Source organism: Pseudomonas sp. Tul2A7, from assembly GCF_054790505.1.
Genome location: NZ_CP186499.1, coordinates 2,115,057 through 2,128,616 on the forward strand (window position 1 = coordinate 2,115,057; position 13,560 = coordinate 2,128,616).

A 13,560-nucleotide genomic window follows, 5' to 3' on the forward strand; every position below is an offset into this window, starting at 1 on the left:
TGGACAACGTAACTGCGAGGTGTTGGCGTGAACATTAATGCGACCCTGATTGGCCAGTCCGTTGCGTTCCTGATTTTTGTACTGTTCTGCATGAAGTATGTATGGCCTCCGGTCATCGCTGCTCTGCACGAACGTCAAAAGAAGATCGCTGATGGTCTGGACGCTGCCAGCCGTGCAGCTCGCGACCTGGAGTTGGCCCAAGAAAAAGCGGGTCAGCAACTGCGCGAAGCGAAAGCTCAGGCAGCTGAAATCATCGAGCAAGCCAAGAAACGCGGTAACCAGATTGTCGAAGAGGCCGTTGAAAAGGCCCGTGTCGATGCTGACCGTGTGAAGGTTCAGGCTCAAGCCGAGATCGAACAGGAACTGAACAGTGTCAAAGACAAGCTGCGTGCCCAAGTGGGCTTGCTGGCTGTCGGCGGCGCCGAGAAGATCCTGGGTGCCACAATCGATCAAAACGCGCACGCAGAGCTGGTTAACCAACTGGCTGCTGAAATCTAAGCGAGGGCGATCATGGCAGAACTGACCACGTTGGCCCGACCTTACGCTAAGGCGGCCTTCGAGCACGCTCAGGCCCACCAGCAACTGGCCAATTGGTCAGCCATGCTCGGCCTGGCTGCAGCGGTGTCGCAAGACGACACCATGCAGCGCGTGCTCAAGGCCCCGCGACTGACGAGCGCAGAAAAGGCCGCCACGTTTATTGACGTGTGCGGCGACAAGTTTGATGCCAAGGCACAGAACTTCATCAATGTCGTTGCCGAAAACGACCGTCTCCCGCTTCTGCCGGAGATTGCCGCTCTTTTCGACCTGTACAAGGCCGAACAAGAGAAGTCGGTAGACGTTGAAGTGACCAGTGCTTTTGCATTGAACCAAGAACAGCAAGACAAACTCGCCAAGGTTCTCAGTGCACGACTCAACCGGGAAGTGCGCCTGCAAGTTGCGGAGGATGCTGCCCTTATAGGTGGTGTCGTCATCCGCGCCGGCGACCTGGTTATCGATGGCTCGATTCGCGGCAAAATCGCGAAACTTGCCGAAGCATTGAAATCTTGAGTTTGAAGGGGCAGCAGAGCAATGCAGCAACTCAATCCTTCCGAAATAAGTGAAATTATCAAGGGCCGCATCGACAAGCTCGATGTGACCTCCCAAGCCCGTAACGAAGGCACTGTCGTCAGCGTATCTGACGGCATCGTGCGGATTCACGGTCTGGCCGACGTAATGTACGGCGAGATGATCGAGTTTCCGGGCGGCGTCTACGGTATGGCCCTCAACTTGGAGCAAGACTCCGTAGGTGCCGTTGTACTGGGCGCTTACCAGTCTCTGGCTGAAGGCATGAGCGCCAAGTGCACCGGCCGCATCCTCGAAGTTCCTGTTGGTAAGGAACTGCTGGGTCGCGTAGTCGACGCACTGGGTAACCCTGTTGACGGCAAAGGTCCACTGGGCAACACCGAGACCGACGCGGTCGAGAAAGTTGCTCCGGGCGTGATCTGGCGTAAGTCGGTAGACCAGCCTGTACAGACTGGCTACAAGGCTGTCGATGCCATGATCCCTGTCGGCCGTGGCCAGCGTGAGCTGATCATCGGTGACCGTCAGATCGGTAAAACCGCTCTGGCGATCGACGCGATCATCAACCAGAAAGACAGCGGCATTTTCTGCGTCTACGTAGCCATCGGTCAGAAGCAATCGACCATCGCCAACGTGGTTCGCAAGCTGGAAGAAAACGGCGCCCTGGCCAACACGATCATCGTGGCTGCCAGTGCTTCGGAATCTCCTGCGCTGCAATTCCTGGCACCGTACTCCGGTTGCACCATGGGTGAATTCTTCCGCGACCGCGGTGAAGACGCGCTGATCGTTTATGACGATCTGTCCAAGCAAGCAGTGGCTTACCGCCAGATTTCCCTGCTGCTGCGCCGTCCACCAGGCCGTGAAGCTTACCCAGGCGACGTGTTCTATCTCCACTCCCGTCTGCTGGAGCGCGCATCCCGCGTTTCGGAAGAATACGTAGAGAAGTTCACCAACGGCGCAGTGACCGGCAAAACCGGTTCCCTGACCGCACTGCCGATCATCGAAACCCAGGCTGGCGACGTTTCCGCGTTCGTTCCGACCAACGTGATTTCCATCACCGACGGTCAGATCTTCCTGGAATCGGCCATGTTCAACTCGGGCATCCGCCCTGCAGTGAACGCCGGTGTTTCGGTATCCCGTGTGGGTGGTGCCGCTCAGACCAAGATCATCAAGAAGCTGTCCGGTGGTATCCGTACCGCTCTGGCTCAGTACCGTGAACTGGCGGCATTCGCCCAGTTCGCTTCTGACCTGGACGAAGCGACCCGTAAGCAACTTGAGCATGGTCAGCGCGTTACCGAGCTGATGAAGCAGAAGCAATACGCACCAATGTCGATCGCTGACATGGCGCTGTCGCTGTATGCCGCTGAGCGTGGGTTCCTGACTGACATTGAAATCGCCAAGATCGGCAGCTTCGAACAAGCGCTGATTGCTTACTTCAACCGCGATCACGCCGATTTGATGGCCAAGATCAACGTTAAAGGTGACTTCAATGACGAAATCGACGCTGGCATGAAAGCCGGTATCGAGAAGTTCAAGGCCACCCAAACCTGGTAAGCCGCAGCGGGAGCCGCGAGGCTCCCGCTTGCTAACCTGATAGGTGTTACATGGCAGGCGCAAAAGAGATTCGCAGTAAGATTGCGAGCATCAAAAGCACGCAAAAGATTACCAGCGCCATGGAAAAAGTGGCGGTCAGCAAAATGCGCAAGGCACAAATGCGCATGGCTGCTAGCCGTCCTTATGCGGAGCGTATCCGCCAGGTAATTGGGCATCTGGCCAACGCCAACCCGGAATACCGCCACCCGTTCATGATCGAGCGCGAAATCAAGCGCGTTGGTTATGTTGTGGTGAGCAGTGACCGTGGTCTGTGCGGTGGCTTGAACACCAACCTGTTCAAGGCCCTGGTCAAGGACATGGCGGTAAACCGCGAAAACGGCGTCGAGATTGATCTGTGTGTCGTTGGTAGCAAGGGTGCGGCCTTTTTCCGCAACTTCGGCGGTAACGTCGTTGCAGCTATCAGCCACCTGGGTGAAGAGCCGTCGATCAATGATCTGATCGGCAGCGTCAAGGTGATGCTGGATGCCTACCTGGACGGCCGTATTGACCGCCTGTCCGTGGTGTCCAACAAGTTCATCAACACCATGACGCAGCAGCCTACCGTGGAGCAGTTGATTCCACTGGTGGCGACCCCGGATCAGGATCTCAAGCACCACTGGGACTACCTCTACGAACCGGATGCCAAAGAGCTGCTTGACGGCTTGATGGTCCGCTACGTTGAGTCGCAGGTCTACCAGGCGGTGGTCGAGAACAACGCGGCTGAACAAGCTGCGCGGATGATCGCGATGAAGAACGCTACCGACAACGCCGGTGATTTGATCAGCGATTTGCAGCTGATCTACAACAAGGCGCGTCAGGCTGCGATCACCCAAGAGATCTCGGAAATCGTCGGCGGCGCTGCCGCGGTTTAACGGTTCAAATATTCAGAGGATCCAGCTATGAGTAGCGGACGTATCGTTCAAATCATCGGCGCCGTTATCGACGTGGAATTTCCACGCGACAGCGTACCGAGCATCTACAACGCGCTGAAAGTAGTGAGCGCGGCTGAAACCACCCTGGAAGTTCAGCAGCAGCTGGGCGACGGCGTGGTTCGCACCATTGCGATGGGTTCCACCGAAGGCTTGAAGCGCGGTCTGGAAGTTACCGACTCTGGCGCAGCCATCTCCGTACCGGTCGGTAAAGCGACCCTGGGCCGGATCATGGACGTCCTCGGTAACCCGATCGACGAAGCTGGCCCGATCGACACCGAAGAGCGTTGGGGCATTCACCGTCCAGCACCTTCGTTCGCTGAACAGGCAGGCGGCAACGACCTGCTGGAAACCGGCATCAAGGTTATCGACCTGGTTTGCCCGTTTGCCAAAGGCGGTAAAGTCGGTCTGTTCGGTGGTGCCGGTGTAGGCAAAACCGTAAACATGATGGAACTGATCCGTAACATCGCCATCGAGCACAGCGGTTATTCCGTGTTCGCCGGTGTGGGTGAGCGTACTCGTGAGGGTAACGACTTCTACCACGAGATGAAGGACTCCAACGTTCTGGACAAAGTGGCACTGGTTTACGGTCAGATGAACGAGCCGCCGGGTAACCGTCTGCGCGTAGCACTGACCGGTCTGACCATGGCCGAGAAGTTCCGTGACGAAGGTAACGACGTTCTGCTGTTCGTCGACAACATCTATCGTTACACCCTGGCCGGTACTGAAGTATCCGCACTGCTGGGCCGTATGCCTTCGGCAGTAGGTTACCAGCCGACCCTGGCTGAAGAGATGGGCGTTCTGCAAGAACGTATCACTTCGACCAAGGAAGGTTCGATCACTTCGATCCAAGCGGTATACGTACCTGCGGATGACTTGACCGACCCGTCGCCAGCGACCACCTTCGCCCACTTGGACGCCACCGTCGTTCTGTCCCGTGACATCGCTTCCCTGGGTATCTACCCAGCGGTAGATCCACTGGATTCGACTTCGCGCCAGCTGGACCCGAACGTAATCGGCCAGGACCACTACGACACCGCTCGCGGCGTTCAGTACGTTCTGCAACGTTACAAAGAGCTGAAGGACATCATCGCGATCCTGGGTATGGACGAGCTGTCGGAAGCCGACAAGCAGTTGGTAAACCGTGCTCGTAAGATCCAGCGCTTCTTGTCGCAGCCGTTCTTCGTGGCTGAAGTCTTCACTGGTGCTTCGGGTAAATACGTTTCCCTGAAAGACACCATTGCTGGCTTCAAAGGCATCCTCAACGGTGACTACGACCACCTGCCAGAACAAGCGTTCTACATGGTTGGCGGCATCGAAGAAGCGATCGAGAAAGCCAAGAAACTGTAATCCCGGCGCCCGGCAACGGGCGCTCATTTAGGTTGAGGCAATCAGATGGCTATGACAGTCCATTGCGATATCGTCAGCGCGGAAGGGGAAATCTTTTCCGGCCTGGTCGAGATGGTGATTGCGCACGGTGCACTGGGTGATCTTGGTATCGCTCTGGGTCACGCGCCGCTGATCACTAATCTGAAGCCAGGTCCGATCCGCCTGATCAAGCAAGGCGGGGAAGCCGAGGTGTTCTACATCTCCGGTGGTTTCCTCGAGGTTCAGCCGAACATGGTCAAGGTGCTTGCCGATACCGTGCAACGCGCCGCCGACCTGGATGAAGCTCAAGCTCAAGCAGCTCTCAAGGCTGCCGAAGCTGCTCTGCACGAGAAGAGCGCAGATTTCGACTACGGAGCTGCGTCCGCACGTCTGGCCGAGGCTGCAGCTCAGCTGCGCACCGTCCAGCAGATCCGCAAGAAGTTTGGCGGTTAATCCGTCAGCCGCTTGTTGTGCGATTGATAAAAAAGGGTAGCCTCGGCTACCCTTTTTTCTTTTCCGAATTCCCGAAACCCGGTCGCAGTTGCTGACCACCCAGGATTGGTAGCCAGTCATGTCTCTTGAAATCGTTATCCTCGCGGCCGGTCAAGGCACCCGTATGCGTTCGGCGCTGCCGAAAGTGCTGCATCCGATTGCCGGCAACTCCATGCTGGGTCATGTTATCCACAGCGCCCGGCAACTTGATCCACAGCGCATTCATGTGGTGATCGGCCATGGCGCCGATGTGGTGCGTGAACGTCTGGCCGCTGATGATCTGAATTTCGTCCTGCAAGACAAGCAATTGGGCACCGGCCACGCCACTGCGCAAGCGGTGCCGTTCATTACTGCCGACACCGTGCTGATCCTCTACGGTGACGTGCCGCTGATCGAAGTCGAAACCCTGCAGCGTCTGCTCAAGCACGTCGTTCCAGGGCAGATGGGTTTGCTCACCGTCGAGCTGGATGACCCGACAGGTTACGGTCGCATCGTGCGCGATGCAGACGGTAAGGTCGCAGCCATCGTTGAACACAAAGACGCCAGCGAAGCGCAGCGCGCGATCACTGAAGGCAACACCGGCATTCTCGCCGTGCCGGCCAATCGTCTGGCCGACTGGATGAGTCGTCTGTCAAACAACAATGCCCAAGGCGAGTATTACCTGACCGATGTGATCGAAATGGCGGTCAGCGATGGCCTGGCTGTCGCCACCGAACAACCGCATGATCCAATGGAAGTGCAGGGCGCCAACGATCGCAAGCAATTGTCAGAGCTGGAGCGCCATTACCAGTTGCGCGCCGGTCGGCGGTTGATGGCGCAAGGCGTCACCTTGCGGGATCCGGCACGTTTCGATGTGCGTGGCGAAGTGACCGTGGGTCGTGACGTGCTGATCGACATCAACGTGATCCTCGAAGGCAACGTGGTCATCGAAGATGATGTGGAGATCGGTCCGAACTGTGTGATCAAGGACAGCACCCTGCGCAAAGGTGTGGTGATCAAGGCCAACTCGCACATTGAAGGTGCCGTTCTGGGCGAGGGCAGTGATGCCGGCCCGTTCGCGCGTCTGCGTCCAGGCACGGTGCTCGAAGCGCGTGCGCATGTGGGTAACTTTGTTGAATTGAAAAACGCCCACATGGGCGAAGGCGCCAAGGCCGGACACCTGACATATCTGGGCGATGCCGAGATCGGAGCGCGCAGCAACATCGGCGCGGGCACCATTACCTGCAACTACGACGGCGCCAACAAGTGGAAAACCGTGTTGGGTGCAGACGTGTTCATCGGCTCCAATAATTCGCTGGTCGCGCCTGTGGATATTTCTGCCGGTGCAACCACGGCGGCCGGGTCGACCATCACGCAGAATGTGGATAACGCGCAGTTGGCCGTGGGCCGAGCGCGGCAGAGAAATATCGACGGTTGGAAACGGCCGGAGAAGATCAAGAAGAGCTGAGTTATCCACTGCGGCTTTTTGAAGATCAAAAGATCGCAGCCTTCGGCAGCTCCTACGGGGACTGTTGGGGTTGCGATTTTTTTTGGACGACCGCTTGACGATTTAGGGCCGATAGGTTTTGATTGCTTACGTTATCTTTCGAAACGAAACTTAAGCCGCCATGTCGAAACGCAACACGCCGCAACGCCGCCACAACATCCTCGCCTTGCTCAACGAGCAGGGCGAAGTCAGTGTGGATGAACTGGCCAAGCGCTTCGAAACCTCCGAAGTTACGATTCGCAAGGATCTCGCCGCGCTGGAAAGCCACGGTCTGTTGCTGCGCCGCTACGGCGGGGCGATCACCATGCCGCAGGAACTGGTCGCGGAAACGGCGCAGAGCGTTTCCAAGTACAAACAGGCCATCGCCCGTGCAGCGGTGAAACGCATCCGCGAACACGCGCGCATCATCATCGACAGCGGCAGCACCACCGCCGCGATGATCCCCGAACTTGGCCAGCAGCCGGGTTTGGTGGTAATGACCAATTCCCTGCACGTCGCCAACGCCCTGAGCGAACTCGAGCACGAACCGGTGCTGTTGATGACCGGCGGCACCTGGGATCCGCATTCGGAATCCTTTCAGGGCCAGGTCGCCGAGCAGGTACTACGCTCTTACGACTTCGACCAGTTGTTCATTGGCGCCGACGGTATCGATCTGGTGCGCGGCACGACGACTTTCAATGAATTGCTGGGACTGAGCCGGGTCATGGCCGAGGTGGCGCGAGAAGTCATCGTCATGGTCGAGGCCGACAAGATCGGTCGCAAGATTCCCAATCTGGAACTGCCGTGGAGCAGCGTCCATACCCTCATTACCGATGATCGCCTGCCTATCGAAGCGCGCGATCAGATACAGGCCCGCGGTATCACCGTGATTTGCGCGGCTGTCAGTCAGGAGAAATAAGCATGTGTGGAATTGTCGGCGCAGTTGCTGAACGTAATATCACCGCCATCCTGCTCGAAGGCCTCAAGCGCCTTGAATACCGCGGCTATGACAGCGCCGGTGTCGCGGTCTTCACCAACGACGAAACCCTCGAGCGCATGCGTCGCCCGGGTAAAGTCAGCGAGCTCGAAGCGGCGCTGGCCGAACACCCACTGGTGGGCCGTCTCGGCATTGCTCACACCCGTTGGGCTACTCACGGCGCACCCTGCGAACGCAACGCCCACCCGCATTTCTCCGGCGACATCGCCGTGGTGCACAACGGCATCATCGAAAACCACGAAGCCCTGCGCGAACAACTGAAAGCGCTGGGTTACGTGTTTACTTCGGACACCGATACCGAAGTCATCGCCCACCTGCTCAGCCACAAACTCAAAGACCAGCCAGACCTGAGCGTTGCGCTTAAAGCGACGGTCAAGGAACTGCACGGTGCTTACGGTCTGGCCGTGATCAATGCCAAACAGCCGGATCGTCTGGTCGCCGCGCGCAGTGGTAGCCCACTGGTGATCGGTCTGGGTCTGGGCGAGAACTTCCTCGCTTCCGACCAGTTGGCGTTGCGTCAGGTCACCGATCGCTTCATGTACCTGGAAGAAGGCGATATCGCCGAAATTCGCCGCGATAACGTGCAGATCTGGGACATCAACGGCAATGCCGTCGAGCGGCAGACCGTGCAGTACAGCGACGGTGCCGAAGCCGCCGACAAAGGTGAGTACCGCCACTACATGCTCAAGGAAATCCACGAGCAACCAGCCGTTGTGCAGCGCACCCTTGAAGGTCGCTTGAGCAATGATCAGGTGCTGGTGCAGGCATTCGGCCCGCAAGCCGCCGAGCTGTTCGCCAAAGTCCGCAATGTGCAGATCGTCGCCTGCGGCACTAGCTATCACGCCGGTATGGTCGCGCGTTACTGGCTTGAAGAGCTGGCTGGCATTCCGTGCCAGGTCGAAGTCGCCAGCGAATTCCGCTATCGCAAAGTGGTGGTGCAGCCGGACACCCTGTTCGTGACCATCTCGCAATCCGGTGAAACCGCCGACACCCTGGCTGCCCTGCGCAACGCCAAGGAACTTGGCTTCCTCGCAAGTCTGGCCATCTGCAACGTCGGCATCAGTTCGCTGGTACGCGAATCCGATCTGACCCTGCTGACCCAGGCCGGCCGTGAAATCGGCGTGGCCTCGACCAAAGCCTTCACCACGCAATTGGTCGGCCTGTTGCTGCTGACGCTGTCGCTGGGCCAGGTGCGCGGCACGTTGGCCGACGGCGTCGAAGCACGTCTGGTCGAAGAACTGCGTCGCCTGCCAACCCGTCTCGGCGAAGCACTGGCCATGGATAGTACTGTGGAGAAAATCGCCGAGCTGTTCGCCGAGAAAAACCACACCCTGTTCCTCGGTCGTGGCGCGCAATTCCCGGTGGCGATGGAAGGTGCCCTGAAACTCAAGGAAATCTCCTACATCCACGCCGAAGCCTACCCGGCTGGCGAACTGAAACACGGCCCGTTGGCACTTGTGGATAACGACATGCCCGTGGTCACCGTGGCGCCGAACAACGAACTGCTGGAAAAGCTCAAATCCAACCTGCAGGAAGTCCGCGCCCGTGGCGGCGAACTGATCGTGTTCGCCGACGAAAAAGCCGGTATGACCAACGGCGAAGGCACTCACGTGGTGCAGATGCCGCATATCCACGACATCCTCTCGCCAATCCTCTACACGGTTCCGCTGCAGTTGCTGTCGTACTACGTTGCGGTGCTCAAGGGCACGGACGTCGATCAGCCGCGTAACCTGGCGAAGTCGGTGACGGTGGAATAAGTTATCCACAGCTGATATCGCCACAAAAAAATCGCAGCTTCGGCTGCGATTTTTGTATCTGACTTGAGGGTCTCCATGGATCGCTTCCAGGAAATGCACATCTTCACCACTGTCGCCCAGGAGCAAGGCTTCTCAGCGGCGGCGCGGCGTCTGGGTTTGTCAGCGGCCAGCGTCACGCGGGCGGTGGCGGCGCTGGAGTTGCGCATCGGCACGCAGTTGCTGATCCGCACCACGCGCAGTGTGCATTTGAGCGAAGCCGGGCAGCGTTACCTGGAAGATTGTCGGAGGATTCTCGCCGAGGTGCAGGAAGCCGAGGATTCGGCGGCGGGCAGTCATGCCGAGCCGCGCGGGCAATTGACGGTGACAGCGCCGGTGTTGTTCGGTGATTTGTTTGTGACGCCGGTGATGGCGAGTTATCTCGCGCAGTATCCGGATGTCACGATCAATGCCGTACTGGTTGATCGGATCGTCAACATGGTCGAGGAGGGCATCGATGTGGCGGTGCGCATTGGTGATCTACCGGACAGCAATCAGCATGCTGTTCGCGTGGGTGAGGTGCGTCGGGTCATTTGCGGCTCGCCGGACTACTTTGCCAAATATGGCCGACCGGTTCATCCCCACGCATTGGCGGGCGCGCCAGTGGTGGCGACTTCAGCGATTGGCCAGCAACGCAGTTGGCCGTTTCTCGACGCGGGCGAGCCGCTCAGTGTGCGTCCTGAGCCGCGTCTGATCGTGACCGCCAATCAGGCTGCGATTACAGCAGCTTGCACGGGCTTGGGTTTGACCCGGGTGTTGTCCTATCAAGTGGCGAGTCAGGTTGCCGCCGGCACACTGGAAATAGTGCTCGCCGAATTTGAACTGCCGCCGCTGCCGATCCACGTCGTGTATCAGGGCGGGCGCAAGGCGCCAGCGCGGATCCGCAGTTTTGTCGATTTCACGGCAGAGGCTTTGCGCGAACATCCGGCCTTGAAAAATGCTGCGTTATTTCACTCAGTGAAATAATCGATTGCAGTTGCTGGTGATTCTGTTGTTTTCGAGATAAGTGGAAGATGGCCTGCATCGGCGCTCTCATCCCCGCAGTGGCGCCCCTGTTCAGCGGAGTCGACCATGCAAGCGATCAAACTCTACAACTTTCCACGTTCCGGCCACGCTCACCGTGTCGAGCTGATGCTGTCCCTGCTGCAACTGCCGACCGAGTTGATCTTCGTCGATCTGGCCAAAGGTGAGCACAAGCAGCCGGCGTATCTGGCGATCAACAGTTTCGGGCAGGTGCCGGCCATCGACGACGACGGCGTGGTGCTGGCCGACTCCAACGCAATTCTGGTTTATCTCGCGCAGAAATACGGCCACGGTCGTTGGCTGCCAACGGATCCGGTCGGTGCGGCACATGTGCAGCGCTGGTTGTCGGCTGCCGCCGGACCGATTGCTTTCGGCCCCGCCGCTGCGCGATTGGTCACGGTGTTTGGTGCCCAACTGAATGCAGAAGAAGCGATTACCCGTGCGCACAACCTGCTCAAGGTGATGGACATCGAGTTGGGCAAAACGCCGTATCTGGCCGGCGCCGAACCGACTATTGCCGACGTTTCGGCCTACAGTTACATCGCCCACGCACCGGAAGGCAATGTGTCGCTGGACGACTACGGCAACGTCCGCGCCTGGCTGGCCCGGGTTGAAGCCTTGCCTGGGTTCGTCGGCATGCCGCGCACCGTCGCCGGTCTGCAAACCACCGCCTGATTTTCGCAATCCACACTGTGCCGACGGTGCAGGGGAGAGGTCGTGATGGAACGTTCACCGTGGCACGCTGGCGAGCAACAGTTACAGGCCCATGTCGGCGTTGCCGAGCGCATGGAAGCCTTCGGGCGCAAGGTGATTCGCACCTGGATGCCGGATCAGCACCGTGAGTTCTATCAGCAATTACCCTTCATGTTGTACGGCGCAGTTGATGCAGATGGGCGCCCGTGGGCCAGTGTGCTCGAAGGCGCGCCGGGGTTTGCCCATTCGCCCGATCCTGAGCATCTGCATTTCGCCAGCCAGCCTGCTGCCGATGACCCGGCGCAACTGCGTAACGGCGAGCCGATCGGTTTGCTCGGCATCGAATTGCACACCCGCCGGCGCAATCGTCTCAACGGCCATGTCGGCAATCTGAGCGCTGATGGTTTTGACGTGAGCGTGGATCAGGCATTCGGTAATTGCCCGCAGTACATTCAACTGCGCCAGTTTCAACGGGTGCCGCTGACGGATCCGAATACTCGTCCGGCTCAGCATCTGAACGGCCTCGATGACGCGGCCATCGCGCTGATCAATGGCGCCGACACGTTCTTTGTCGCCAGTTATGTCGATGTCGAGGACCAGCGTGCGGTGGATGTTTCTCACCGTGGCGGCCAGACCGGTTTCGTGCGGGTGGAAGGCAATCGTCTGACCATCCCCGATTTCGCCGGCAATCTGCATTTCAACACCCTCGGCAATTTGTTGCTGAACCCTAAGGCTGGCTTGCTGTTCATCAACTTTTCCACAGGCGATCTGCTGCAACTGAGCGGGCGTACCGAGATCCTTCTCGATGACCCGCAGATCGAGGCGTTTCAAGGTGCGGAGCGGTTGTGGACATTTGAAGTGGAGAAACTGGTGCGGCGCCCGGCCGCATTGGCCTTGCGCTGGCGCTTCGACGGCATGTCGCCGACCAGCCTGTTGACCGGTAACTGGGCCGAAGCCGACGCGCGATTGCAGGCGCAGGCGTTGGGCAATCAATGGCGGCCGCTGCGGGTGGCGAAGATCGAGGCGGAAAGCCGCAGCATCCGCTCGATCTATCTGGAGCCGACCGATGGCGCCGGTTTGCCGGTGTTTCTCGCTGGCCAGCATTTGCCGCTGCGTTTCACGATCGATGGCGAGGTGCATATCCGCACCTACAGTCTTTCGAGTGCGCCGTCGGATGGGTTCTACCGGATCAGCGTCAAGCGCGAAGGGCTGATTTCGTCGCACCTGCATGAGCAGATCCGCGTTGGCGATGTGCTTGAGGCGCGGGCGCCGCAGGGGAATTTCACCGTGGCACCGCTGGAGCAGCGACCGTTGGTGCTGCTGGCCGCCGGTGTGGGCATCACGCCGTTGCTGTCGATGCTGCGCGAGGTGGTCTACCAAGGCCTACGGACGCGGGGGATTCGTCCGACATTGTTGCTGCAGAGTTCGCGCAGCCTCGTCGATCAGCCGTTTCGCAAGGAGCTGGATCGTTTGCTGGAAACCGCAGGCGACTCTGTGCGAGTCCTGCGCTTGCTCAGCCAGCCGGAAGCCGATCTGCGAGAGGGCGAGGATTTCGATGTGCGTGGGCGCATCGACGGCGCAGTGCTGAGAAACCTGCTGCAAGCCGAGGATTTTGGTCAGCTCGACTTTGTGCTCTGCGGCCCCGGTGGTTTTACCCAAGGGCTTTACGACACTTTGCGTGAACTGGATGTGCGCGATGCGCAGATCCATGCGGAAACCTTTGGCCCGTCGACGCTGAAACGTCAGGCCGATGCGGACGCGATCGTCATCGAGCAACCGCCCGCAGCGACCACTTCGGTGCCGGTGGTGTTCGAGCGCTCGGCAAAAGAGGCGCGCTGGCAGCCCGATGGCGGCAGTTTGCTGGAGCTGGCGGAAAGCCGCGGATTACGCCCGGAGTTCAGTTGCCGCGGTGGTTCGTGCGGTACCTGCAAGACCAGACTGGTCAGTGGCGCGGTGAATTATCCACAGGTACCGGCGGATATTCCGGAAGCGGGACATGTGCTGATTTGCTGTGCCGTTCCGGCGCAAAGCAATCAGCCTTTAGTGCTGGATCTGTAATTCCGAACCCACCACAAATACCCTGTGGGAGCGAGCCTGCTCGCGAATGCGTCGGATCAGTCAACATCATTGTTGCTGACAGACCGCTTT

At 58.9% G+C, this 13,560-nt stretch carries 12 protein-coding genes; all 12 read left to right on the forward strand.

The genetic code is table 11. From position 1 onward, the window contains the following. The first annotated feature begins 27 nt into the window (after positions 1 to 27). The 12 genes from ACOYXJ_RS09455 to ACOYXJ_RS09510 all read left to right on the forward strand — a co-directional run bounded on the left by ACOYXJ_RS09455 (position 28) and on the right by ACOYXJ_RS09510 (position 13,470). Positions 28 to 498, forward strand: a complete 471-nt coding sequence (locus ACOYXJ_RS09455) for a F0F1 ATP synthase subunit B (protein WP_003229781.1) — start codon at positions 28 to 30, stop codon at positions 496 to 498. 12 nt (positions 499 to 510) lie between these two features. Further along, a complete protein-coding gene (locus ACOYXJ_RS09460; protein WP_007911956.1) occupies positions 511 to 1,047 on the forward strand; it encodes a F0F1 ATP synthase subunit delta in 537 nt (178 codons plus the stop codon). 21 nt (positions 1,048 to 1,068) lie between these two features. Continuing rightward, on the forward strand, positions 1,069 to 2,613 hold the full coding sequence (gene atpA / locus ACOYXJ_RS09465; RefSeq protein ID WP_095119696.1) for a F0F1 ATP synthase subunit alpha: 1,545 nt from the start codon (positions 1,069 to 1,071) through the stop codon (positions 2,611 to 2,613). Between the two features lie 50 nt (positions 2,614 to 2,663). Continuing rightward, the gene (atpG, locus tag ACOYXJ_RS09470) at positions 2,664 to 3,524 is read left to right on the forward strand and encodes a F0F1 ATP synthase subunit gamma (RefSeq protein ID WP_016984063.1); all 861 of its coding nucleotides are present in this window, start codon (positions 2,664 to 2,666) and stop codon (positions 3,522 to 3,524) included. A 27-nt stretch (positions 3,525 to 3,551) separates the two neighbouring features. Further along, positions 3,552 to 4,931 (forward strand): F0F1 ATP synthase subunit beta, encoded by a 1,380-nt coding sequence (atpD, locus tag ACOYXJ_RS09475; RefSeq protein WP_007911961.1) that lies wholly within the window; start codon positions 3,552 to 3,554, stop codon positions 4,929 to 4,931. A 45-nt stretch (positions 4,932 to 4,976) separates the two neighbouring features. Next, entirely contained in the window at positions 4,977 to 5,402 is a 426-nt protein-coding gene (locus tag ACOYXJ_RS09480) for a F0F1 ATP synthase subunit epsilon (protein WP_007954164.1), read from the forward strand. 118 nt (positions 5,403 to 5,520) lie between these two features. Further along, complete coding sequence (gene glmU / locus ACOYXJ_RS09485) at positions 5,521 to 6,888, forward strand: bifunctional UDP-N-acetylglucosamine diphosphorylase/glucosamine-1-phosphate N-acetyltransferase GlmU (protein ID WP_460369124.1); 1,368 nt, start codon at positions 5,521 to 5,523, stop codon at positions 6,886 to 6,888. A 160-nt stretch (positions 6,889 to 7,048) separates the two neighbouring features. Beyond that, complete coding sequence (locus tag ACOYXJ_RS09490; protein ID WP_007911964.1) at positions 7,049 to 7,825, forward strand: DeoR/GlpR family DNA-binding transcription regulator; 777 nt, start codon at positions 7,049 to 7,051, stop codon at positions 7,823 to 7,825. Positions 7,826 to 7,827: 2 nt separating this feature from the next. After that, positions 7,828 to 9,660: a glutamine--fructose-6-phosphate transaminase (isomerizing) gene (glmS, locus tag ACOYXJ_RS09495; protein WP_038359538.1), complete on the forward strand. Its 1,833-nt coding sequence runs from the start codon at positions 7,828 to 7,830 to the stop codon at positions 9,658 to 9,660. Between the two features lie 75 nt (positions 9,661 to 9,735). Continuing rightward, positions 9,736 to 10,662: a LysR family transcriptional regulator gene (locus ACOYXJ_RS09500; protein ID WP_460369127.1), complete on the forward strand. Its 927-nt coding sequence runs from the start codon at positions 9,736 to 9,738 to the stop codon at positions 10,660 to 10,662. A 105-nt stretch (positions 10,663 to 10,767) separates the two neighbouring features. Beyond that, on the forward strand, positions 10,768 to 11,394 hold the full coding sequence (locus ACOYXJ_RS09505) for a glutathione S-transferase family protein (RefSeq protein ID WP_460369130.1): 627 nt from the start codon (positions 10,768 to 10,770) through the stop codon (positions 11,392 to 11,394). Positions 11,395 to 11,439: 45 nt separating this feature from the next. Continuing rightward, positions 11,440 to 13,470 (forward strand): pyridoxamine 5'-phosphate oxidase family protein, encoded by a 2,031-nt coding sequence (locus tag ACOYXJ_RS09510; RefSeq protein WP_460369133.1) that lies wholly within the window; start codon positions 11,440 to 11,442, stop codon positions 13,468 to 13,470. Positions 13,471 to 13,560 lie beyond the last annotated feature (90 nt).

Coding starts and splice junctions, on each gene's coding strand:
- ACOYXJ_RS09460 (WP_007911956.1), top strand. CDS start 511: ATGGCAGAACTGACCACGTTGGCCCGACCTTACGCTAAGGCGGCCTTC.
- atpA (WP_095119696.1), top strand. CDS start 1,069: ATGCAGCAACTCAATCCTTCCGAAATAAGTGAAATTATCAAGGGCCGC.
- atpG (WP_016984063.1), top strand. CDS start 2,664: ATGGCAGGCGCAAAAGAGATTCGCAGTAAGATTGCGAGCATCAAAAGC.
- atpD (WP_007911961.1), top strand. CDS start 3,552: ATGAGTAGCGGACGTATCGTTCAAATCATCGGCGCCGTTATCGACGTG.
- ACOYXJ_RS09480 (WP_007954164.1), top strand. CDS start 4,977: ATGGCTATGACAGTCCATTGCGATATCGTCAGCGCGGAAGGGGAAATC.
- glmU (WP_460369124.1), top strand. CDS start 5,521: ATGTCTCTTGAAATCGTTATCCTCGCGGCCGGTCAAGGCACCCGTATG.
- ACOYXJ_RS09490 (WP_007911964.1), top strand. CDS start 7,049: ATGTCGAAACGCAACACGCCGCAACGCCGCCACAACATCCTCGCCTTG.
- glmS (WP_038359538.1), top strand. CDS start 7,828: ATGTGTGGAATTGTCGGCGCAGTTGCTGAACGTAATATCACCGCCATC.
- ACOYXJ_RS09500 (WP_460369127.1), top strand. CDS start 9,736: ATGGATCGCTTCCAGGAAATGCACATCTTCACCACTGTCGCCCAGGAG.
- ACOYXJ_RS09505 (WP_460369130.1), top strand. CDS start 10,768: ATGCAAGCGATCAAACTCTACAACTTTCCACGTTCCGGCCACGCTCAC.
- ACOYXJ_RS09510 (WP_460369133.1), top strand. CDS start 11,440: ATGGAACGTTCACCGTGGCACGCTGGCGAGCAACAGTTACAGGCCCAT.